The sequence below is a fragment of the Chryseobacterium sp. JK1 genome, assembly GCF_050632815.1.
Lineage (GTDB): Bacteria > Bacteroidota > Bacteroidia > Flavobacteriales > Weeksellaceae > Chryseobacterium.
Map to the genome: position 1 here is coordinate 77,927 of NZ_JBODRU010000003.1, position 21,833 is coordinate 99,759.

Sequence of the window (21,833 nt, forward strand, 5' to 3'; positions counted from 1 at the left end):
AATGAAACTGAACCACTTTACTGACTATAGTTTACGGGTCTTAATCTATTTAAATCAAAACGATAAAGCCTCTTCATCTTCCTTGAATGAATTGTCCGAAAGACTTGATATTCTTCGTAATCATCTTATTAAAGTAGTTCAGTTTCTATCTCAAAAAGAGCTAGTCATAACAAAAAGAGGGAAAAATGGTGGAATTACGATTTCTGAGAAAGCAAGTAAAACAGGATTAGGTGATCTTATACATCTATTGGAACAAGATGATACTCCAGTCATTAATTGTTTTTCAAAATCGTGTGTATTTGTCTCCTATGATTGTAAGCTAAAATCATTTTTAGATATCGCTTATCAAGCATTCATCGACAGTATGAATCAGCATCATTTATCTGACCTCGCTTTTAATACTTGGGAAATTATATTTGCCAATCAAAAGAATGCAGCAAACAATAATTAAGAGCCTCTTTATCACGGCCATCATTACTTTTACACTCACTTCATTACATAATAATGAAAAGATCTATGATGAATATTTTATTTATAACTGGCTAGAGTCCTGGTGCATTGCCCTGACTATAACTTTAGTTTTCAAAATTCTCATTTTTCCTTGTTGGAAAGCCATGGGAAAAAACAAAAACACACATTGAAGAATTTTTTACCTTAGAGCTGTGCCTATCCTTCGTACATATAGGTAGTAAGATAGTGAAGTTCTGGTCTGCTGGCTTCTTTAGATTCTGCTTCTGCCTGTTCCAGTGAATATTGAGTATTGACCTCTTTTTTCTGGAACACAAATGAGTTGTTCGCATTTTTATCTACCACATCATTGAAGATGTGCTCTATTTCAGAATTGGCTAATGAAGCAAAACTGATATCTTCGAAACCGTACATCAGTCTGAGGTCATCAAACTGTTTAAAGTTTTCATCTACAAAACCTTGCAGATGAGCTTTAGAATCAAAATTTCCTGCCCAAATGTTGTAAGCGTATTTTTTCTTCTTTGGTTTATCTAAAATACTTTGATAGACGAAGTTTTCACCCAGATAGGCTTCTCTTACCTGTGGATCATTAGCCAGATCTTCCGGAAGTCCTTCTTTCAGGATCTTTCCTTCAAACATAATGTATGTTTTATTGGTAATAGCAAGGGTCTGCTGTACGTTGTGATCCGTAATCAGGATTCCGATGTTTTTATCGACAAGGCTTCTTACAATTTTCTGAATATCTTCCACCGCAATCGGGTCTACTCCGGCAAATGGCTCATCCAGAAGGATAAAATTCGGACTTGTTGCCAAACAACGGGCAATCTCGGTTCTACGTCTTTCTCCTCCGGAAAGAAGGTCACCTCTGTTTTTACGAACGTGTTGTAAAGAAAATTCTTCAATCAGTTCATCACATTTAATTTGCTGCTCACGTTTTGAAAGCTTGGTAAGCTGCAATACTCCCATGATGTTTTCTTCTACAGATAGTTTTCTGAAAACCGAAGCTTCCTGAGCCAGATAACCGATTCCTTTTTGAGCTCTGCGATACATTGCATCGGTAGTAATTTCCTGTTTATCCAGAAAAATTTTCCCTGAAGTGGGCTTAACCAACCCTACGATCATATAAAACGATGTGGTTTTTCCTGCTCCGTTCGGCCCCAGCAAACCAACAATTTCTCCCTGTTGAACCTGTACAGAAACGCCTTTTACAACTTTTTTCGGACCGTATTCTTTGATTAAGTTTTCTCCTCGTAAAATCATAGGGCAAATATATCAAAAATATAAACTCGCTTTATACCAATTAAAATTTTTGTTTACTTGAAAAGCTAAACTCACTAGATGAGCGTATTGTAACTTTTCGTCATTTTAAGCTACTTATTTATCACAAATCAATTATAAATATTAAGGCAATGGAAAATTACGGTTACACAAAAACAGAAAATAGTCAAAGCTCACAAAGCAATGTTCCTTATCGTTCAGAAAAGAAAATTCCTGCCGCCATACTGGGGATTCTTGTTGGCTGGCTGGCTTTAAATAAATTCTATCTGGGATATACGAAGGAAGGAATTATTCAATTGGTCCTTAATATCGTTACTGTTGGCGCAGCTTCTATTATTCCTTTTATAGAGGGAATTTTATATTTATTTATGAGTGATAAACAGTTTGACGATACCTATGTGTATGGAAAAAAAGGCTGGCTATAAAAAACACGGTTTCAGACAAAATCTAAAAAATCCAGTTTTATTACTGGAAAATGATGAGGTAAAATACCGTTTTATTCATCTTACATCAACAACAAAATTATTATGCAAAATAACCAAGAGCTTACAGATCTGCTGGCGTTGGATCTGGGCATTACCCTGACCAACCGACGACCTTACGCTAAGGAAGTATTTAAATGGCAGGATATGGATCTTCTTCCCCACTCTTCCACCGACACTTTACTGTGCGAAATTTTTGAATGGAACGGCCGAAACTGGAGAACCACCGGAAACAATCTCATCGGATATTTATTTTCTGACGGAACTTTAAATACGATAAAAGAACAACTCATCAATACTCCGAAGCATCCTGCTCTGATTCCTGATTTTGAATTCACCAAAGAGAGCATGGATGAATATGGGATGGCGTTACCTTCATTGTTTAATATCGGTATCAACGGAAATATTAAAAGTGCCAAAAGCTTTTCTGTAAGGGTAAATAATGTAACGAAATCAAGAATTACGAATATTGATTCTCCCGGAATTGAGATTCTGAAGAACTATTCTCTTTTCACTCAGGACAAGTCTAAAACATACAGAAAAAATATTAAGTTCAATTATCTGAGTACCTCATTATTCTATGCAGAAAGTGTGGAAATTTTTCTGGAAAAAGATTCATCTTCTGACGTGAATTTAAGTTTTCAGACCCAAAATGTAGAAGTAGACGCTAAAATTGATACTGATACCGAGAAACATTTTATTTTGAAATATTCCGGAAATCAGTCTCCTTTTGCGGCAAAGTTTACAAAAGGAAAAGATTTTAATATCATGTAAATATCATTTATCAAAAAAAAGAATCGGGCTGTTCCAAGGAACAGCCCGATTCTTTTATGGTAACTCTGTTGAATTATTTGTTCAAAAGAATAGCAGCTTCTTTAGCAAAATAGGTAAAGATCATATCTGCTCCTGCTCTTTTAAAACAGGTAAGGCTTTCAATGATTGTTTTGTCATTATCCAACCAACCGTTCTGAGCCGCAGCTTTCACCATGGCATATTCTCCACTTACGTTATATACTGCAATAGGAAGATCAATTGCTTCACGCACTTTGGAAACGATATCCAAATAAGGAAGTCCCGGCTTAATCATAATAACGTCTGCTCCTTCCTCAATATCTTTATACACTTCATTCAATGCCTCGCGGGAGTTATGGAAATCCATCTGGTAAGTCTTTTTGTCTTTCGGAATTTCCATATCATCTTTCGGAGCGCTGTCTAAAGCACTTCTGAAAGGTCCATAGAAAGAACTTGCATATTTTGCAGCATAACTTACAATACCTACGTCTGTAAATCCGCTTTCTTCCAATGCTTCACGAATCACCATTACTCTACCGTCCATCATGTCACTCGGTGCTACAAGATCTGCTCCTGCTTCTGCATGAGATACTGACATTCTGGCCAATGCATCGTTTGTAGCATCGTTCAAAACTTTTCCTTTTTCAATAATTCCGTCATGGCCATAGATGGAATAAGGATCCAGGGCCACATCTGGCATAACGATCATCCCCGGAACAGCATCTTTGATCGCTTTAATAGTATTCTGCATCAGACCGTCTTTGTTCCATGCTTCTTTTCCTGTGTTGTCCTTCAAATGGTCCGACACTTTCATGTACAAATTGACAGCTTTTACACCCAAAGAAAATAATTCCTTACATTCTTTCACGGTTAAATCTATACTTCGCCTAAAAATTCCCGGCATAGACGGGATCGCCTCCTGCTTGTTTTCGCCCTCCATTACGAAGATCGGCATTACAAAATCATCAGTTGTAAGCACATTTTCTCTTACCAAACTTCTGATAGATTCATTAACTCTAAGTCTTCTATTTCTTGAATGTATCATTTTGGAATACTTTTTGAATAAGTTTCTACAAATTTAATATAAGTTCTACAAAAAACTATTGTACGAAATTGTAGAATTTGTTATATTTGTTATATATATTCGAGAAATTATAAATTTGATGAAAAAACTTTTACTTTTAATTCTATTTGTAGGCACTTTTGTTGGATTTTCCAACAATTTAAAAGCTCAGCTGAGAGAGCCGGGTTCCATCACTCAAAAGGCAGATGATGGAGTATTGCTTGCCTATCCAAATCCCGCAAAGGATTTCCTTATCATTAAGGCAAAAGATTCTTCTTTAAGAATCAAAAGTGTGACTTTCTATTCTATTTTGGGTATGCAGGTTGCCAGTTATACAGTGAACATGAATTCCGGAGAAATCAATATTGAAAAATTAAAACCCGGAAAATACATGATTCGTTACTTATTAAGTGACAACACGCAAAAAGTTACTCAAATCGTAAAACAATAAATTAGAATCCTGATAATCATCAGGATTTTTTCTTTTACCTCTATTCTGTTTTAATATTTCCGTAACTTTCAGGACTTTTTTATACTAATTGTAAAAAAACAATTGAATGCTAAAAGCTGAACATATTAAAAAGACCTATAATGCCGGAAAAAAGGTCGCCCTGGATGATTTTAGTATCCATGTTCCCAAAGCCAGTATTTATGGACTTTTAGGACCAAACGGAGCAGGTAAAACTTCTTTCATCCGAATCATTAATCAAATCACACAAGCCGATTCAGGAGAAATCTTTATTAATGGAGAAAAACTGAATCCCAATCACATCAAAGATATCGGGTATATGCCTGAAGAAAGAGGACTGTACAAAAACATGACGGTTGGTGATCAGCTCCTTTATTTCGGAGAGTTGAAAGGGATGAGTAAAAATGATGCCCTGAATGAAGCCAAAAAGTGGTTTGATAAACTTCATATCGATCAATGGTGGAAAAAGAAGCTTTCTGAACTGTCTAAAGGAATGGCGCAGAAAATTCAGTTTGTAGTAACTGTACTTCACAGACCTCATCTTTTAATTCTTGATGAACCTTTTTCAGGTTTTGATCCCGTGAATGCCAACTTAATTAAAGATCAGATCATTGATCTTAAAAATAACGGGACTACGATCATTCTTTCTACCCACAGAATGGAAAGTGTGGAAGAAATGTGTGACTATGTTGCCTTGATCAACAATTCCAAGAAGATTATCGACGGAAGAGTTTTCGATGTAAGAGAAAAATTCAAGAAAAATATTTTTGGAATTACGCTTTCTGAGGTAAATAATGACCAACTGGAAAGTTTTAAAGGTAAATATGAAATTTTCAATTTTTCCAATGAAAACAATCTTGTTTCTTTTGATCTGAAAAATGAAGCGGAGCAGAATAATATTTTGTTGGATCTGGTGCATGTAGGTAAAGTGAGATCATTCGACGAAAGAATTCCTAGTATGAATGAAGTTTTTATTAATGCCGTAAGTAACCATTCTTAATTTTATGAATAATATTTTTTTAATTACAAAAAGAGAGTTTCTTACACAGGTTAAGAAAAAATCTTTCATTATACTGACTTTACTGGCTCCTGTGATGATTATTGCTTTTTGTGCAGTGATCGGCCTTATGTTTAAAGCCAACGAATCACACAGCATCATAGAAGTGGTTGATAAAAGCGGACTTTTTACCAATGAGCTGAAGTCTAATGACAAGTTGAATTATGTATTTGTTTCTGCAGCGGATGAAAAGTCGAAGATTAATAATCTAAAAGGAAATGAATCTCTGGATGGAATCCTTATTTTACCGGAGCTGAAAAACCAAAACTTTGACGAACTTGAAAAGGACGCAAGACTGGTTATCAATACAAAAATAGGTTTTGATACCAAGCAAAGAATCGTTTCCGACATCAGCAATATCGTGAAAAAGGAAAAGATAAAGCAGTTGGGCATTCAGCAGGCACAACTTAATGATCTTGATAAGAGTTTCAGCTTAAAAACAATCAATGTTACGAACAACAATAAGGAGGATTCTGATCTTTCTTTTGGGGTAAAATCGGGACTTAGCATGGTTTTGATGTATGTTACCTTCATGTTCATTATTATTTATGGCGTAAGAGTAATGCGAAGCGTTCTTGAAGAAAAGAACAACCGTGTAGTAGAAATTATCATTTCTTCTGTAAAGCCTTTTGAACTGATGATGGGTAAAATTCTAGGTGTTACTCTGGTTGCACTTACCCAATTCATTATCTGGATCACCATGTCTGTCATTGGAGCACTAGTCTTAAATACAGGATTCTCACCTCTTCAGAAAGGAATTCCGGGTGGAAATGATGAAATTGCAAGCAAACTGGATATGGGCCAACTGGCAACTCAGATCTCCCATAGCCTTCTGGAACTGAACTTCCCATTAATTATCTTTGTATTTATTGTATTTTTCCTTCTGGGATATATCTTCTACAGCTCTATTTATGCAGCAATTGGTTCTGCAGTAGATAATGAAACTGAAACACAGCAATTCACTTTATTTGCTATTTTACCACTGACATTAGGAATGTACGGAAGTTTTACTTTGATGAATAATCCTGATGGTCCATTAGGCTTTTGGTTATCCATCATTCCTTTCACTTCTCCCGTTGCAATGATTGCGAGAATACCGTTTGGAGTTCCTGCCTGGCAGATCGCCTTATCTATTATATTATTACTGGCCACTACTATTTTTATGATCTTCCTGGCCGGAAAGATCTATCGTGTAGGGATTTTGATGTACGGAAATAAAGCTACGCTGAAAGAGCTTTGGAAATGGATCAAAGGATAATGTTATATTGAGCTGAAAGGCTACTATCATATAGAAAAGGACAAATTTGCGAATCAGTGAATTTGTCCTTTTTTGTTTCTAAGCAGTACTCCGAATAAAATCTATTTGCAATAAGAAAAATAGGTCATCTTTACTACCTATTTCAGGAAAGTTCTAAAAACAAAAAAATTCCGGAAACAACGTTTCCGGAATTTTTTATATTCTGAATAAATAATTCTATTTGAATATATAACTTAAAGTAAGTGCAAGAACCTGTTCAGATTTCTTTTTATCAGTACCCTTGTATTCTTTTGCAAGACCAGGGTAAGTATCACCAAGACCTAAGTCATATTTTACCGCTACTTCGAGTTGTCTCTTATAGCTATATCCTACTCCCAGTGCCAGTCCCCAGTTAAAGCTGTTAGCTTTACCATTAACGCCTGCCGGTTGCCCAGGGTCTGTCACATCCGGATCGTAATAAGGTCTGCCTATAGGAGCATTTTTAACGTTTTGGTTCAATAAAAAGTTAAATCTAGGTCCTATCAATCCAAAGAATTCTGATTCTGCTTCAGAAAAATATCCTTTGAAATAAACGGGTACACTAAGATAGTTATTAGCATATACTGCATCGTAACCATTTACCCCTTTAGCATCTTTATCTTTCCCTGTTTCTCCTGCACCGTAGTACAGTACTTCCGGTTGAATAAAGAACTGGTTTGCCTTCCCTACGGGGATTAATGCCAAAGCTCCACCTTGAAAAGTGTATCTTGGGCCTGAAGGGTTATGGGCATTGGATACTCTAGAGTAGTTTAAACCTCCTGTAACCCCAAACCTTGTGTTTCTCCATTGCACTTGTGCAAAAGATAAAACAGAAAGACCGAGGGCAGAGGCTAATAAAAGTTTTTTCATATGATTTGGTTTTTTATATTATCCTAGAATTTTTGCTACAGTAGCACCGATATCAGCTGGAGAATCTACAACGTTGATTCCGTTTTCTCTCATGATCTCCATTTTTGCCTGAGCTGTATCTTCTGCACCACCTACGATAGCACCAGCGTGTCCCATTGTTCTACCTTTTGGAGCTGTTTGTCCAGCGATAAATCCTACAACAGGCTTAGTAGATCCGCTTGCTTTGTACCATCTTGCAGCTTCAGCTTCCAGTCCTCCACCGATTTCACCGATCATTACAACCGCTTCAGTTTCTGGATCGTTGATGAATAATTCAAGAGCTTCTCTTGTAGTAGTGCCAATAATTGGGTCACCACCAATTCCGATAGCTGTAGAAATACCGTAACCTGCTCTTACAACCTGGTCAGCAGCTTCGTAAGTAAGGGTACCTGATTTTGAAACGATACCTACTTTACCTTTTTTGAAAACGAAACCTGGCATAATACCAATTTTAGCTTCTTCAGAAGTAATGATTCCTGGGCAGTTTGGTCCGATTAATCTGCAGTCTCTGTCAGCAATATAAGATTTTACTTTTACCATATCAGCTACAGGAATACCTTCTGTAATACATACAATTACTTTGATCCCTGCTTCAGCAGCTTCCATGATAGCATCTGCTGCAAATGCCGGTGGTACGAAGATGATACTTACATTGGCACCTGCTTTTTCAACAGCGTCCGCAACTGTATTAAATACCGGCTTTCCTAAGTGCTCGCTTCCTCCTTTTCCTGGAGTAACACCACCTACAACGTTGGTTCCGTATTCAATCATCTGACCAGCGTGGAAAGTTCCTTCGTTCCCTGTAAATCCTTGTACAATTACTTTAGAATCTTTGTTTACTAAAATTGACATTTTATTGTTGTTTTAATTTATTTATTTTCAGTTTATACGTCAGACAAAAATAACGATTATTTGTCGTTAAAAAAATTTTTAAATCTGATTTTATTCATCATATTTTTTCAACAGATCGATTAAATCCTGCTCCTTAAGTCTGTTATAATTAATATTTTCAATAAGCGGCTCAAGTTCGGGTTTTTCAACCATTAACTGTTTCAATTTTTTCCTGTTATTGACCAGGATACTCAATGGCTGTCTTATATCTCCTTTGAACAAAACATCTGAGACAAGAGTAGACCCGTCATAGCCATGGCGTCTGTATGCTTTCACCCATTTTATTTTCTTTCCACCATATATCAATTCTACCAATGTTTTTGTAGATTCTGCAGGAAAATAGATAAAAGTTCTTGGTTTATTTTTAAGATCTGTAAATTCTATTTTCTGAATTTCGGTGGCAGGATATTTAACGGCTTTCTCGTTTTCAAGAATTTTAACCTTTTTATCCGAAAGGGTTATTTCATCAATTTGATCACTCTCAAAAAGATTGGTTTTAAAGGGAATTTTAGCGTTTACGATTCTGTTGTCGCTAAATGTAATTTTTGATTCAATTTCTGATTTCTGAGCAAAGCTGAATGAATATACAAGAAGAAAGAGCGCTAGTAGGTTTTTCATTACAATTTTCTTAGTTTTACTTCTTTTTTCAGATAGGTTTTAAAATCTTCTGCAAACATCCCAATATAGGTCCCTTTTTCCAGATCTCTGTTGACTCCAGTTTTTCCCAATAGTACGGTTCCCCCTTCTATTTTATTACCGGAAGCGATACCAACCTGTCCCCATAAAGTAACTTCATCACCAATGACACAACATCCTGCAATACCAACCTGAGAAGCAATAAGGCATTTTTTCCCAATAACAGTGTCGTGACCGATTTGGATCTGGTTATCCAAAACAGAGCCTTCCCCAATGATGGTAGAGTCTGTAACTCCTCTATCGATGGTACAACCGTTTCCAATTTCTACATTATTTTCGATGATCACATTCCCTACGGAAATAAGACGGTCGAAGTTTCCGTTTAATTTTCTGTAATAAAAAGCATCTCCTCCCAAAACGGTGTTGGATTGAATAATAACATTGTCGCCAATCTCCGTTCTGTCGCCAATGACAACATTGGGGAAGATAAGGGTATTTTTTCCGATCTTCACATTGTTTCCGATCACGGCTGAAGGATGAATTCTTGTTCCCTCTCCTATTTCTGCATCGTGAAGTTCTTCTGTGAAGTTATAAATTCTCGTAAAATGAGTATTGATCTTATTAAAGTCTCTGAAGGGATCATCAGAAACCAACAGAGCTTTGCCCTCAGGACAATCTACTTCTTTATCGATCAAAATAATAGTTGCTGCAGAGTTGAGTGCTTTGTCATAATATTTAGGATGGTTTACAAAAACGATATCACCTGGTTTTACCATGTGAATTTCATTGGTTCCCAATACTTCAAAGTCTTCAGGGCCTACAAATGTAGAGCCTATTAAATCTGCAATGGTTTTAAGCTTTTGCGGAGAATGGAATCTCATAACAATAGATTTTCTTATAAAACAAAATTCGGACTGCTAATGCAACCCGAATTTATGTAAATTTTATTTATTCTTTTACTCTTTCTAAGTAGCTACCGTCTTCAGTGCTTACTTTAATTCTGTCTCCTGGTTCAATGAACAAAGGAACCATTACTCTAGCTCCTGTTTCAACGATAGCGTTCTTAAGGGCGTTGGTAGCTGTATTTCCTTTTACTCCCGGATCAGCTTCAATCACATCAAGATATACTGATTGTGGAAGTTCCGCAGAAAGAGGTGTTTCGTCAGCTTCTTTTAGAATGATCGTTACTTCTTCACCCGCTTTCATAAACTGAGCGTTCTCGATCATTTCTTTGTTGATATATAATTGAGAGAAGTCGTCATTATTCATGAAGTGGAATCCGTTCTCATCATCATACAGATATTGGAATTTTCTTGTGATTACTTTTACTTCCTCAATTTTATGTCCCGCAGAGAAAGTGTTATCAATTACTTTACCGTTGGTTACTGACTTTAATTTTGTTCTTACGAAAGCAGGTCCTTTTCCTGGTTTTACGTGAAGGAACTCGATTACTTTAAAAATGTCATTGCTATATTCGATGCAAAGACCTTTTCTGATATCGTTACTTGTTGCCATTAATTTTGTACGTATTTATTTTCTTTTATTCAACTGTATTCCCTGGCCCTGCATCGTCATTCTGTTAAATGTATTATTATTGAATGTATTGACATTATTATTCAATCTGCTTACATTGTTCTGAATTTCAGACTTGTATACATTGGATGTACCTAAGATAGAGCTTCCGGTATTTTTCTGCTTCAGAATATCAGTGATGTTATTCTTAGCAATACTGTCATTGGATTCTTCGGCCATCTTTCTTTCTATGGTAAACACTTTTTCTTTTTTAACGTTCTCAGTTCTTTCAGTTTGTTGTCCAAACACAAAAGTTGTTGTAGAAATTGTGATTAACACGATTAGGCTTTTCATCGTCTGATAGTAGTTTATAGTTACTTATTCTCTATCCTTACCGGTACCATATCCTTTTACGATACCTCTTGGTGAATTTTGAATAAATTGTAAGATTTCATCTCTTTCAGCTGTAGGAAGCATTTCTTTTTCAATGTATGCCAACGCCTGAGAAACATTCATTTTCATTTGGAAAATAGCTCTGTAAATCTTTTGGATTTCGAAAATCTTCTCGTTAGAGAATCCTCTTCTTCTTAATCCTACAGAGTTGATACCTGCATAAGAAATAGGATCTCTTGCTACTTTTACATAGGGAGGGATATCTTTTCTGATCAAAGATCCTCCTGAGATCATGGTATGTTTCCCGATTTTACCAAACTGCTGAACTGCGGATAATCCTCCCATTACGGTAAAGTCTCCAATTTCCACGTGCCCAGCAATACCGCAACCATTTGCAATAATCACATTATCTCCTATGATACAGTCATGAGCTACGTGTGAAGTGGCCATAATAAGGCAGTTGCTGCCTACTTTTGTAAATCCTAGTGCCTTAGTTCCTCTATTTACGGTTACACACTCTCTTAAAGTCGTATTATCTCCGATAATTGTTTGTGTATCTTCTCCATCGAACTTCAAGTCCTGAGGGATTGCAGAAATTACAGTTCCCGGGAAGATTTTACAATCTTTTCCGATTCTTGCACCTTCCATAATGGTAACGTTAGGACCAATCCATGTTCCTTCTCCAATTTCTACGTCCCCTGCAATTGTAGTAAAAGGTTCTACAATTACATTTTTGCTGATTTTTGCGCGTTTATCTACGGCTGCTAATTGATGAATCATTTAATCAACTTTATTTTTTGCAACTTGAGCCATTAGCTCTGCTTCTACTGCTACTGTGTCTCCTACGTATCCGTACCCCTGCATATGGACGATCCCTCTTCTGATAGGTTCGATCAATTCAATTTTGAAAATAAGGGTATCTCCAGGAATTACTTTTCTTTTGAATTTCACTTTATCAATTTTGATAAAATAAGTAGAATAGTTTTCCGGATCCGGAACGCTTGCCAACACAAGGATACCTCCTGTTTGTGCAAGAGCTTCTACCTGAAGAACTCCAGGCATCACAGGTTCTTTAGGGAAGTGACCTACGAAAAACGGCTCGTTCATGGTTACGTTTTTCAATCCTACTACGTGAGAGTCTGAAAGCTCAAGAACTTTGTCAATCAATAAGAATGGAGGTCTATGAGGCATAAGACGCATAATTCCATTGATATCGAATACAGGTTCTTTTGTAAGATCAAAATCCGGAACGTTTTTCTTTTTCTGAAGCTTCCACTGGCGGTTAAGTTTTTTAGCAAACTGAGTATTCACATAGTGTCCCGGTTTGTTGGCTATCACTTTACCTTTTATTTTAACACCTGCTAAGGCTAAGTCACCAATTACATCCAGCAATTTGTGTCTTGCAGCTTCGTTAGGGTAATTTAAATTAAGATTATCAAGAATTCCGTTGGGTCTGATCGCTACGTTGTCTTTTCCAAAGGCTTTCTTTAATTTTTCTGTTGTTTCAGGAGTAAGATCTTTATCTACATATACGATAGCATTGGAAATATCACCACCTTTGATCAATCCGTGATCTAAAAGCATTTCCAACTCATGCAGGAAGCTAAAAGTTCTTGCAGAAGAGATTTCGTCTTTAAATTCTGAAATATTTTTAAGAGTGGCATTCTGAGTTCCCAATACTTTGGTCCCAAAATCTACCATAGTTGTTACTTCGTACGTATCTGAAGGGATAATTGTGATTTCCGAACCTGTAGCCGGATCACTGTAAGTAAGCACTTCTTTTACTACTAAATATTCTCTGGCAACGCTTTGCTCTATTACTCCAACACTTTCAATAGCTTCTACAAAGTATTTAGAAGATCCATCCAAAATAGGTGGTTCAGAGGCATCCATTTCCATCACTGCGTTATCAATATCACAACCTACAAGGGCTGCTAAAAGATGTTCGCAGGTTGTGATTTTCACCCCTAGTTTTTCTAATGTAGTTCCTCTTTCTGTTGCTACAACATAATTTACATCTGCTTCTACCAGAGGATGTCCCTCCAAGTCTGTTCTTACAAATACAAAACCTGTATTTTCTTTAGCAGGTTTAATGGTAAGTTTTACTTCTTTACCTGTGTGAAGTCCAATTCCGGACAGAGTTACCTCTTCCCGAAGCGTTTTTTGCATATCACTCATTAGGATTATCTTTTGAGTTATTCTCAAGATTATTTATTCTACTTACGATCTCAGGGAAATTTCTGAAATGAACATAGCTTCTCAAATAGTCATTATAGCTGATGGCTGGTGAGCCGTATAATGTTTCTTTGTCGTCAACACTGGAGTTCACCCCACTTTGGGCCTGAATTTTTACCTGGTTACCGATTTTAATATGTCCAACAACTCCTACCTGACCTCCGATTTGGTTCCAGTCACCAATGGTGGTAGAACCTGCAATGCCGGCTTGTGCAGCAATTACGTTATTCTGCCCTATTTTTACGTTATGGGCTATCTGGATAAGATTATCAATTTTAGTTCCTTTTCCGATGATTGTAGAACCAATTGTAGCTCTGTCGATACTACAGTTGGAACCAATTTCCACATCATCTTCAATAATTACATTACCAAGCTGCGGAATTTTTTTGAATCCCTCAGCAGTCGGCTGAAACCCGAACCCATCTCCTCCTACAACAGTATTGGAGTGAATGACACAGTTATCTCCGATGATACAGTAATCGTAAATTCTGGCACCACTGTCTATTTTACAGTTTTTACCGATTTTTACGCCTTTACCTATATATACATGAGGATAGATTTGTGATCCGTCACCGATTTTAGCCTTTTCCGAAACATATGTAAATGCTCCGATATAAGCTTTTTCACCGATCACTGCCGTATCATGGATGGATGAGCCATCTTCAATGCCTTCTTTCCTCCCTCTCATTTCCTGATATAAATTCATCAGAATCTGAAAAGAAAGATAAGCATCCTTCACAACGATTATGGTAGGGATATAATTATTTTTGTCCAGAAGTTTTTCCGAAACGATGATCACAGAGCATTTTGAGGTATCTAAAAAATGGGAAAACCGATCTTGTGCTATAAAAGAAAGATGTCCTGATTCTCCATTTTCAATTGGAGAAACCCCTGTAATAAGTGCATTCTCGTCACCTATTATTTTTCCGTCAATAAAACTTGCAATTTGCGAAGCTGTAAATTCCATATTCTGCAAAGATAAGAAATTCTATAATTTGCAAACATATTTTGGTTTCAGATCGTAAATTTTAATATTATTTAAGAATCTCATTGTGATATATCCCTCGGAAACATAAGAATATAGCGTGTTGTTTTATTCATCATAAGTCCTGATAAAAGCTGATCTTCAGACTCGTGAAGTCTTATTCTTTCTCCATTTTTCTGCAACAGATAGATAGGCTGCTTTTCTGCATGGTAAGGCACAAGTTTTCTTTTTATCTCGTGTACAAGTTCTTTTCCGTTATCGATTCCGAAAAATTCATTTGTCTTTTTTATTTTTTCATCAATTATCAGCGGATCAAAAGAATGAGAAGAGATGATGGTTTTCGGTAAATTTCTTTGAATGACACACTGGCACCAGTAGGCAAGGACAAAATCATCAGAATTCTGCCATTCTTTCATGGCCTGAATGATATCATTATCATCAAGTTTTGTGAATCTTTCTACATCTTCATCTGTAGCGGCGCTTTTCCCCCGATATAAAAAATACTGCAAATTTTCTGTAGCGGGCAACTCAATCCCTTGAGAAATCAGATATTTTGCTCGTTCAAGAATTTTCACCAAAAGAAATTCTGCCAAAGCAGATGTTTTGTGGTAGTAAACCTGCCAATACATGAACATTCTGGCCGTCAGAAAATTTTCGATGGAATAAATTCCTTTTGCATCAATCACCAGTTCACCTTCTTCACAAACATTCATCATCGAAATAATCCTTTGGGTATTGATATTTCCTTCGGAAACTCCTGTAAAAAAGCTGTCTCTATTCAGATAATCCAGTCTATCTACATCCAGTTGGGATGAGATCAGCTGATTAAAAAACTTTCGGTGGTATTTCCCCTGAAACATTTCTATTGCCATAGACAACTGCCCATTAAACTCTTCATTTAATTTATTCATCAATAAAAGAGAAAGGGTTTCATGATGCCAGTCATCCATCAGCATACTTTCTAAGGCATGGGAAAACGGACCATGACCAATATCATGCAGCAAAATAGCCAACATCGCTCCTTTTTCCTCTTCTTCTGAAATATCGATACCTTTCTGTTTTAAGGTTTCCAATGCTGTAAACATAAGATGCATCGCTCCCAGGGCATGGTGAAACCTTGTATGGGTAGCACCCGGAAAAATCAGGTTCAGAAGCCCGGTCTGCCCTATTCTTCTTAGTCTCTGAAAGTATGGATGTTCAACGATGTCAAATAAAATTTCGTGTGGAATTTTGATAAATCCGTGAACAGGATCGTTGATGATTTTTAGCTTATTCTGCATTGAAACGTCAGTATTAGTAAACAAAGTTAGGGATTTTAAATGGGACCGTTTTGTTAAATTATCGGTTTAAATATTAACCATACTTCTATTAAGTACTAATTCTATTCCAAAGCTTTCGGATTATTTGAATTGGTAATTTCTATTTTTTCTAAAAGCGTTTGCTTCTGTTGAATGAAAGATTTATCTTTGAGAAAAACACGATAGCCTTTAATGAGGAAGTATTTTCTTTTCATTTTATTCTTTTTAAGTTTAAATTTCTCTGCACAAATTTTATCTGAAAATCAGAAACTGGAATCTTTATGCAAGGTTTGGGGATTCTTAAAATATTATCACCCTCAGGTCGCTAAAGGAAATTTTGATTGGGACCAACAACTCCTGAAAAAAATGGGAGAACTTGAAAATATTGACAATAAAACGGCATTAAATAAACTATACGCCAATTGGATTGATAATTTAGGAAAGGTTGACAATTGTATAGAATGTTCAAAAAAAGATGACAAAATCTATTTTCTTAAAAATTTCGACCTGAGCTGGATCAACAATACCCATATTTTCACAGAAGAAGTTGGACAAAAGCTACATTATATTGAAAACAACCGGAATATAGGAGATCATTATTATTTAGGAAAAAATGACAGAAAAATCCATTTCCGGAACGAAAAATCTTATGGTTCCTCATTCACTTCCAGAGCAATCAGCTTACTTGAGCTTTTCAGATACTGGAATTATGTAGAATATTTCTTTCCTTATAAATATGAAACCGATCAAAACTGGAACGATGTACTTTCGGAAATGATCCCAAAGTTTGTCAGCATCAATAATGGCATCAGCTATCATTTAGTGTTAGCTGAACTGATAAGCAAAACCGATGATTCCCATGCCTATCTTTATTCAAAAAATATTAATTTTAGCCTCTACGGAAGCAGAAAGGTTCCGGTAGAATACTCTTATGCAGAAGGGAAACTGGTTGTAACAAAAATCTTACGCAACAGGTTTCATGAGGAAAGTACTTTGAATGTGGGAGATGTGATCTATGATATTGAAGGGAAAACGATCCCTCAAATGGTTAATACTTTTGGCAAGTATATTCCGGCGTCCAATTCCTGGGGAAAAATTCATAAGGCCAAACATCTTTTTCTTCTCAGTAATAAAGACTCTCTTTCTTTAAAACTTGAAAGAAACGGACAAAATGTAAGCGTTGCCGTAAAAACTTACCCTACGAAGGATATTATTTATGAAAAAACTTCAGTCCCGGCAAGGTGGAAATTCATCGATCAGAAAAACACAATCGGGTACGTTAATATGGGAGTCATCGAAAAGGAAGATCTTGATGAAATGTACAACCATTTACAATCTGCCCAATCTATCATTTTTGATCTTAGAAATTATCCAAAACAGACTATTCACCCTTTAAGTTATCTTTTCCTCCCTCAAAATACACTTTATTATCAGTTTAATTTCCCGGAAACCGATTATCCCGGTAAATTTCACAGCAGAATAAACAGCATAGGCAGGACAAATCCGGAATACTATAAAGGCAATATTATCGTTTTGGTAAATGAGAGTACCCAGAGCCAGGCAGAAACAACAACAATGATGTTTAAGCAGCACCCTAAAGCTAAAATTATCGGAAGTAATACTTCAGGGGCTAACGGAGATGTCATTACTTTTAAGATTGCCGGTCTTCATACCCGTTTTACCGGTCTTGGCGCTTATTACCCCGACGGCAGAGAAACCCAAAGAATTGGTATTATCCCGGATATCATTATAAAACCTACTGTACAGGGAATTAAAGAAGGAAAAGACGAAGTTCTGGAAAGAGCTTTGCTGTATATAAAAACGAATAACTGAATACAACAGAAACCTGATCTGCTGAGAAGCATTTCCATTTAACTAATATTTAACTTTTAATATTTCGATTTTGTGAGATTTTAAAAGGAATTGGTCAACATTTTGATAGAATAACCATGTAAAAAATAAATTATGTCAGAAAAGATATTATGGATCGATGATGAAATAGATTTACTTAAACCTCATATCGTATTTTTAGAAAAGAAGGGTTACCAGGTAACGCCTGTTAATAACGTGAATGAGGCTTTGGAACTTATGGATTCAGAGAAATTTGCTTTAACGCTTATTGATGAAAATATGCCCGGTATATCGGGACTGGAAGCCATTCCTATGATTAAGGAAAAAGACAATTCTTTAAAAATCGTTATGGTAACCAAAAGTGAAGAAGAACATATTATGGAAGAGGCTATCGGCTCTCAGATTGCCGATTATATTTTAAAGCCTGTAAACCCCAATCAGATATTACTTTCGTTAAAGAAAAACCTTCAGGAGGAAAACCTGGTGGAGCAGAAAACTATTTTACAATATCAACAGGAGTTCAGAAATCTTTCGATGGAACTTTCTTACCTGAGAACTTACCAGGAATGGGCAGAATATTATAAAAAAATCCTGAGCTGGGAAATTAAGTTTGATAAAGTAGCAGACAATGAATTTGCCGATCTCTTACAATCTCAGAAGGAGGAAGCCAATATTCAGTTTGCCAAGTTTATTGAAAAAAATTATGAACACTGGCTTACAGGTTCCGACAAGCCTATGATGAGTCATACGCTTTTCAAAGAGAAAGTAAAGCCTGAAGTTGAAAAGGAAAAAGTACTTTTACTGATGGTGGACAACCTTCGCTATGATCAGTGGAAAGTAATTGAGCCATTATTTACCAAATATTATAATAAAATATCGGAAGATTATTACTACAGCATCCTTCCTACAGCCACTCAATATGCAAGAAACTCTTTCTTTGCAGGGCTGATGCCTTCTGAAATTGAAAAACGTTTCCCAGACAAATGGTTTAACGATAATGAGGAAGGAAATAAAAATGAATTTGAGCGTGACTTCCTGGAAGATCAGATGAAAAGAATTGGACTTGGTTCCAAATCGATGAAATATCTTAAAGTACTGAATGCCGATTTTGAAAGAAAAATCTACGATGATTTTAATCAACATAAAAACAACGACCTTTTGGTGATTGTTTATAATTTCATCGATATTCTTTCTCATGCCAAAACGGATAATCATATTGTTGATCAGCTGATTCGTGATGATAAAACGTTCCGCTCTCTTACCATGAACTGGTTTGAAAACTCATCATTATTAAAGATTATTAAACTGGCGGCAGAAAACGGATACAAATTGGTGATCACTACAGACCACGGAACCGTGTATGTAAAAAAACCAAGCAAAGTTGTAGGAGACAGAGAAACCTCTACCAATATTCGATACAAAACAGGTAAAAGCTTAACGTATGATGACAGTGATGTATGGGCGATTACCAATCCTGAGAAATTATTTCTCCCTAAAGGAAATTTAAGTTCAAAATATATTTTTGCTAAAAACAATATATTCCTGGCTTATCCTAAGAACTACAATCATTTTGTAAATTACTATAAGGAAACTTACCAGCATGGTGGTATTTCATTGGAGGAATGTATTATTCCTATCAGTGTTTTAGAACCCAAATAATTTTTTTCATAGTTTATATAATTTGGGGTTAGAAGCGGAAAAAATCGATCGATTTTTTCCGCTTCTATTTTTTAAGGCATTCATTTTGCATGCTTACAGACATCCATAAAAATATAAACTTATGAAAAAACACATTTTTATCACAGCAGCACTGGCTGCATTATTCTTAACCTCGTGTAATAAGGAAAAAAAAGCAACAGATGCCGCTCCTACAACTGTAGACAGTCTTGCATCCAAACCATCTGACCCAGCAGCAGTTCCCGGCACTAAAGATGAAATTGTAAAAAGTACATCTAAAGACAGCAGTGGAAAAACACTGGAAATGACTTTCAACAATACTAAAAATACAGCAACGGTTGTATTCAACAACGAAACGATCGAATTACAGGGACAAAAACCTGCATCGGGAATATGGTATAAGAACGATCATTATGAACTGAGAGGAAAAGGTGAGCAAATAGAACTTACAAAAGACGGTAAAACAGTTTTTAAAAAGTAGTACTTATTACTATACTATAAAAGGTCGGCTTTGAAATTCAAAACCGGCTTTTTTATTTCCGCCTTTTTATTAGAGTTCATATCTTCGTAAAAAATAAATCATGTTTATTATTTCGCTTACCTACAAGACTTCTATAGAAAATGTAGAGTCATTTATTCCTCAACACAATGTTTTTCTTACTAAATACTACGAATTGGGGCATTTTATAGCTTCTGGAAGAAAAGAGCCCAGAACGGGAGGTGTCATCATTGGTAATGCAGCGTCTAAAGATGAGATTGAAAAAATTATTTCTGAAGATCCTTTTTACATTCATCAAATAGCAGACTATGAGATCACGGCGTTTGTCCCAACGAAATACAATGAAAATTTTAAACTTTTTATAGAAGACTAATGAAATTAATCACTTATAATGTCAACGGAATCCGGGCGGCTTTTACTAAAGATTTTTTGGGTTGGCTGAAAGCTGCGGATCCTGATATCATATGTATTCAGGAGAGTAAAGCCGGAAACGACCAGATAGATATTGAAAGCCTTGAAAAATTAGGATATCACAGTTACTGGCACTCAGCCGTTCGAAAAGGCTACAGTGGAGTCGGGATTGCTACCAAAATAAAGCCCAACCACGTAGAGTATGGCTGCGGAATAGAAAACTATGATAATGAAGGAAGAATCATCCGTGCGGATTTCGACGGTTTTTCGGCTATTTCTGTCTATGTACCTTCTGCTTCCAATATTGAAAGGCTGGAATTTAAAATGCAGTTTTGTCATGATTTCCTGGAATATATCAAGAATTTGAAGAAAGAGATTCCTAATCTGATTATCTCCGGGGACTTCAATATCTGCCATGAGGCCATCGATATTCATAATCCTGTTGGCTTAAAGAATGTTTCAGGGTTTCTTCCTATGGAAAGAGAGTGGATGACCAATTTTATGAATGAATGTGAACTGATAGACAGTTTCAGATTTTTCAATGGTGATCCTGATAATTACACCTGGTGGAGTTACAGACAAAATTCAAGGGAAAGAAATAAGGGATGGAGACTGGATTATAACTTTACGTCTTACAGTTTAAAAGAGAAGCTTACAAGGGCTGCTATTTTAAAGGAAGCCGTACATTCCGACCATTGCCCTGCTTTACTGGAATTGGACGTATAATATTGGTATAACATATACATACAAAAAGCCAGCTGAATCAGCTGGCTTTTTTAATTTAAATCATAAATTTAATCGACAATTTCATATTCCACCGGAATTGTACCATGATTAGTATCTCCGATTTCATCGAACGCTGCTTTAGACATATCTAAAGATCTTGATGAATGGTAAGGTCCTCTGTCATTAATTCTCACTATTACTTCTTTACCATTTTTAAGGTTCGTTACCTTAACGTTTGTTCCAAACGGAAGCGTTCTGTTTGCTGCAGTAAACTTTGAGTTATCAAAGATCTCTCCGCTAGCGGTTTTTCTACCGTTAAATTTATCGTGGTAGTACGATGCATAACTTGTTTTTTTCGCATCTAAGGCATTACTTGTAAAAGAGTAAACACCTAAGGTTGAAATCATCATTATGATTACGAGAATGAATCTTTTCATCATTTTGAACTTTTATTGGTTTTGACAGGGCAAAAGTATCAGGAATCCTATTAAGTCCCTATTCGATATGTTAAAAAACGTTAATTAAATCTTAAACATATCTTAACAAACCCTGCAACCCCTTATGGATAGGGAGTTTAAAGCACACTGTTAAAAAGTGTTAAAAAAACGCTTAAAAAGTTAACATAATTAACTAATTCGTGCATAATTTAAAAACAACAAACCTAAACATCACTAATAATCAATAAGTTACAAAATTCAAAAATTTACTGTTTTTTCTAAAAATCCTCCTTCACCTATCAAAGTCCTTAAGAATCTTATGATGAAAAAAGTTTATTTGTATAAGCCTTTTCAAAAGAATAATCCTCCAATACAAAAATCACTTTAACATAGATTTGAGACCTGAGCTGTGCCTTAAAAAGAAAGTATTTCGTGAAAACTAAATAAATGATATCAAAGAGCGATAAAAAATAATTGAGCGCTGCTCA

Annotated in this window: 24 protein-coding genes and 1 pseudogene; 12 read left to right on the plus strand and 13 right to left on the minus strand. The window is 35.9% G+C overall.

The annotated features are described in order from the left end of the window. Nucleotide 1 precedes the first annotated feature (1 nt). Entirely contained in the window at nt 2–451 is a 450-nt protein-coding gene (locus ACQ76T_RS16975; protein ID WP_431344450.1) for an Rrf2 family transcriptional regulator, read from the plus strand. Then, on the plus strand, nt 432–641 hold the full coding sequence (locus tag ACQ76T_RS16980) for a DUF2798 domain-containing protein (RefSeq protein ID WP_431344451.1): 210 nt from the start codon (nt 432–434) through the stop codon (nt 639–641). Before ACQ76T_RS16975 ends, ACQ76T_RS16980 begins: the two co-directional genes overlap by 20 nt. Before the next feature lie 361 nt (nt 642–1,002). Here the strand turns inward: ACQ76T_RS16980 and lptB are convergent. Beyond that, nucleotides 1,003–1,728: pseudogene (gene lptB, locus ACQ76T_RS16985) on the minus strand (LPS export ABC transporter ATP-binding protein); the annotation flags it as partial. A gap of 149 nt (nt 1,729–1,877) precedes the next feature. Between lptB and ACQ76T_RS16990 the strand changes: the two are divergent. Both ACQ76T_RS16990 and ACQ76T_RS16995 read left to right on the plus strand, forming a co-directional pair. Further along, entirely contained in the window at nt 1,878–2,171 is a 294-nt protein-coding gene (locus tag ACQ76T_RS16990; RefSeq protein ID WP_431344452.1) for a TM2 domain-containing protein, read from the plus strand. Nucleotides 2,172–2,273: 102 nt separating this feature from the next. After that, a complete protein-coding gene (locus tag ACQ76T_RS16995) occupies nt 2,274–3,002 on the plus strand; it encodes a hypothetical protein (RefSeq protein WP_431344453.1) in 729 nt (242 codons plus the stop codon). A 73-nt stretch (nt 3,003–3,075) separates the two neighbouring features. Here the strand turns inward: ACQ76T_RS16995 and hemB are convergent, their stop codons facing one another. Continuing rightward, complete coding sequence (gene hemB, locus ACQ76T_RS17000) at nt 3,076–4,065, minus strand: porphobilinogen synthase (RefSeq protein WP_431344454.1); 990 nt, start codon at nt 4,063–4,065, stop codon at nt 3,076–3,078. 118 nt (nt 4,066–4,183) lie between these two features. On the opposite strand from hemB, the gene ACQ76T_RS17005 reads away from it, so the two are divergent. The 3 genes from ACQ76T_RS17005 to ACQ76T_RS17015 all read left to right on the plus strand — a co-directional run bounded on the left by ACQ76T_RS17005 (nt 4,184) and on the right by ACQ76T_RS17015 (nt 6,867). Beyond that, a complete protein-coding gene (locus tag ACQ76T_RS17005; RefSeq protein ID WP_431344455.1) occupies nt 4,184–4,534 on the plus strand; it encodes a T9SS type A sorting domain-containing protein in 351 nt (116 codons plus the stop codon). A gap of 106 nt (nt 4,535–4,640) precedes the next feature. Continuing rightward, on the plus strand, nt 4,641–5,552 hold the full coding sequence (locus ACQ76T_RS17010) for an ABC transporter ATP-binding protein (RefSeq protein WP_431344456.1): 912 nt from the start codon (nt 4,641–4,643) through the stop codon (nt 5,550–5,552). 4 nt (nt 5,553–5,556) lie between these two features. After that, nucleotides 5,557–6,867, plus strand: coding sequence for an ABC transporter permease (locus ACQ76T_RS17015; RefSeq protein WP_431344457.1), 1,311 nt, complete (start codon nt 5,557–5,559; stop codon nt 6,865–6,867). Between the two features lie 216 nt (nt 6,868–7,083). Here the strand turns inward: ACQ76T_RS17015 and ACQ76T_RS17020 are convergent, their stop codons facing one another. The 10 genes from ACQ76T_RS17020 to ACQ76T_RS17065 all read right to left on the minus strand — a co-directional run bounded on the left by ACQ76T_RS17020 (nt 7,084) and on the right by ACQ76T_RS17065 (nt 15,726). Further along, the gene (locus ACQ76T_RS17020) at nt 7,084–7,755 is read right to left on the minus strand and encodes a porin family protein (protein WP_431344458.1); all 672 of its coding nucleotides are present in this window, start codon (nt 7,753–7,755) and stop codon (nt 7,084–7,086) included. 18 nt (nt 7,756–7,773) lie between these two features. After that, nucleotides 7,774–8,646 (minus strand): succinate--CoA ligase subunit alpha, encoded by an 873-nt coding sequence (sucD, locus tag ACQ76T_RS17025; protein WP_002977143.1) that lies wholly within the window; start codon nt 8,644–8,646, stop codon nt 7,774–7,776. Nucleotides 8,647–8,736: 90 nt separating this feature from the next. After that, complete coding sequence (locus ACQ76T_RS17030; protein WP_431344459.1) at nt 8,737–9,303, minus strand: hypothetical protein; 567 nt, start codon at nt 9,301–9,303, stop codon at nt 8,737–8,739. Next, nucleotides 9,303–10,202, minus strand: a complete 900-nt coding sequence (locus ACQ76T_RS17035; protein ID WP_431344460.1) for a UDP-3-O-(3-hydroxymyristoyl)glucosamine N-acyltransferase — start codon at nt 10,200–10,202, stop codon at nt 9,303–9,305. The genes ACQ76T_RS17030 and ACQ76T_RS17035 overlap by 1 nt, the downstream gene beginning before the upstream one ends. 67 nt (nt 10,203–10,269) lie before the next feature. Next, nucleotides 10,270–10,836 carry an elongation factor P gene (gene efp, locus ACQ76T_RS17040; RefSeq protein ID WP_422693730.1) on the minus strand — a complete coding sequence of 189 codons (567 nt, stop codon included), beginning with the start codon at nt 10,834–10,836 and terminating at the stop codon, nt 10,270–10,272. Between the two features lie 15 nt (nt 10,837–10,851). Next, the gene (locus ACQ76T_RS17045; protein ID WP_431344461.1) at nt 10,852–11,187 is read right to left on the minus strand and encodes a hypothetical protein; all 336 of its coding nucleotides are present in this window, start codon (nt 11,185–11,187) and stop codon (nt 10,852–10,854) included. Nucleotides 11,188–11,211: 24 nt separating this feature from the next. After that, nucleotides 11,212–12,006: an acyl-ACP--UDP-N-acetylglucosamine O-acyltransferase gene (gene lpxA, locus ACQ76T_RS17050; RefSeq protein ID WP_431344462.1), complete on the minus strand. Its 795-nt coding sequence runs from the start codon at nt 12,004–12,006 to the stop codon at nt 11,212–11,214. Then, on the minus strand, nt 12,007–13,404 hold the full coding sequence (locus tag ACQ76T_RS17055) for a bifunctional UDP-3-O-[3-hydroxymyristoyl] N-acetylglucosamine deacetylase/3-hydroxyacyl-ACP dehydratase (protein WP_431344463.1): 1,398 nt from the start codon (nt 13,402–13,404) through the stop codon (nt 12,007–12,009). Next, nucleotides 13,397–14,428: a UDP-3-O-(3-hydroxymyristoyl)glucosamine N-acyltransferase gene (lpxD, locus tag ACQ76T_RS17060; RefSeq protein WP_431344464.1), complete on the minus strand. Its 1,032-nt coding sequence runs from the start codon at nt 14,426–14,428 to the stop codon at nt 13,397–13,399. The genes ACQ76T_RS17055 and lpxD overlap by 8 nt, the downstream gene beginning before the upstream one ends. Before the next feature lie 80 nt (nt 14,429–14,508). Then, nucleotides 14,509–15,726 (minus strand): HD domain-containing protein, encoded by a 1,218-nt coding sequence (locus ACQ76T_RS17065; RefSeq protein ID WP_431344817.1) that lies wholly within the window; start codon nt 15,724–15,726, stop codon nt 14,509–14,511. A gap of 210 nt (nt 15,727–15,936) precedes the next feature. On the opposite strand from ACQ76T_RS17065, the gene ACQ76T_RS17070 reads away from it, so the two are divergent. The 5 genes from ACQ76T_RS17070 (at nt 15,937) to ACQ76T_RS17090 (ending at nt 20,908) form a co-directional block, all read left to right on the plus strand. Next, nucleotides 15,937–17,577, plus strand: a complete 1,641-nt coding sequence (locus ACQ76T_RS17070) for a S41 family peptidase (protein ID WP_431344465.1) — start codon at nt 15,937–15,939, stop codon at nt 17,575–17,577. 132 nt (nt 17,578–17,709) lie between these two features. After that, the gene (locus tag ACQ76T_RS17075; RefSeq protein ID WP_431344466.1) at nt 17,710–19,254 is read left to right on the plus strand and encodes a PglZ domain-containing protein; all 1,545 of its coding nucleotides are present in this window, start codon (nt 17,710–17,712) and stop codon (nt 19,252–19,254) included. A gap of 121 nt (nt 19,255–19,375) precedes the next feature. After that, nucleotides 19,376–19,753: an MliC family protein gene (locus ACQ76T_RS17080; RefSeq protein ID WP_431344467.1), complete on the plus strand. Its 378-nt coding sequence runs from the start codon at nt 19,376–19,378 to the stop codon at nt 19,751–19,753. 100 nt (nt 19,754–19,853) lie between these two features. Continuing rightward, nucleotides 19,854–20,144, plus strand: a complete 291-nt coding sequence (locus ACQ76T_RS17085) for a YciI family protein (RefSeq protein WP_431344468.1) — start codon at nt 19,854–19,856, stop codon at nt 20,142–20,144. Further along, the gene (locus ACQ76T_RS17090) at nt 20,144–20,908 is read left to right on the plus strand and encodes an exodeoxyribonuclease III (RefSeq protein ID WP_431344469.1); all 765 of its coding nucleotides are present in this window, start codon (nt 20,144–20,146) and stop codon (nt 20,906–20,908) included. Before ACQ76T_RS17085 ends, ACQ76T_RS17090 begins: the two co-directional genes overlap by 1 nt. A gap of 68 nt (nt 20,909–20,976) precedes the next feature. On the opposite strand, the gene ACQ76T_RS17095 is transcribed toward ACQ76T_RS17090, so the two are convergent. After that, the gene (locus ACQ76T_RS17095) at nt 20,977–21,348 is read right to left on the minus strand and encodes a septal ring lytic transglycosylase RlpA family protein (protein ID WP_422693741.1); all 372 of its coding nucleotides are present in this window, start codon (nt 21,346–21,348) and stop codon (nt 20,977–20,979) included. Nucleotides 21,349–21,833: the final 485 nt, after the last annotated feature.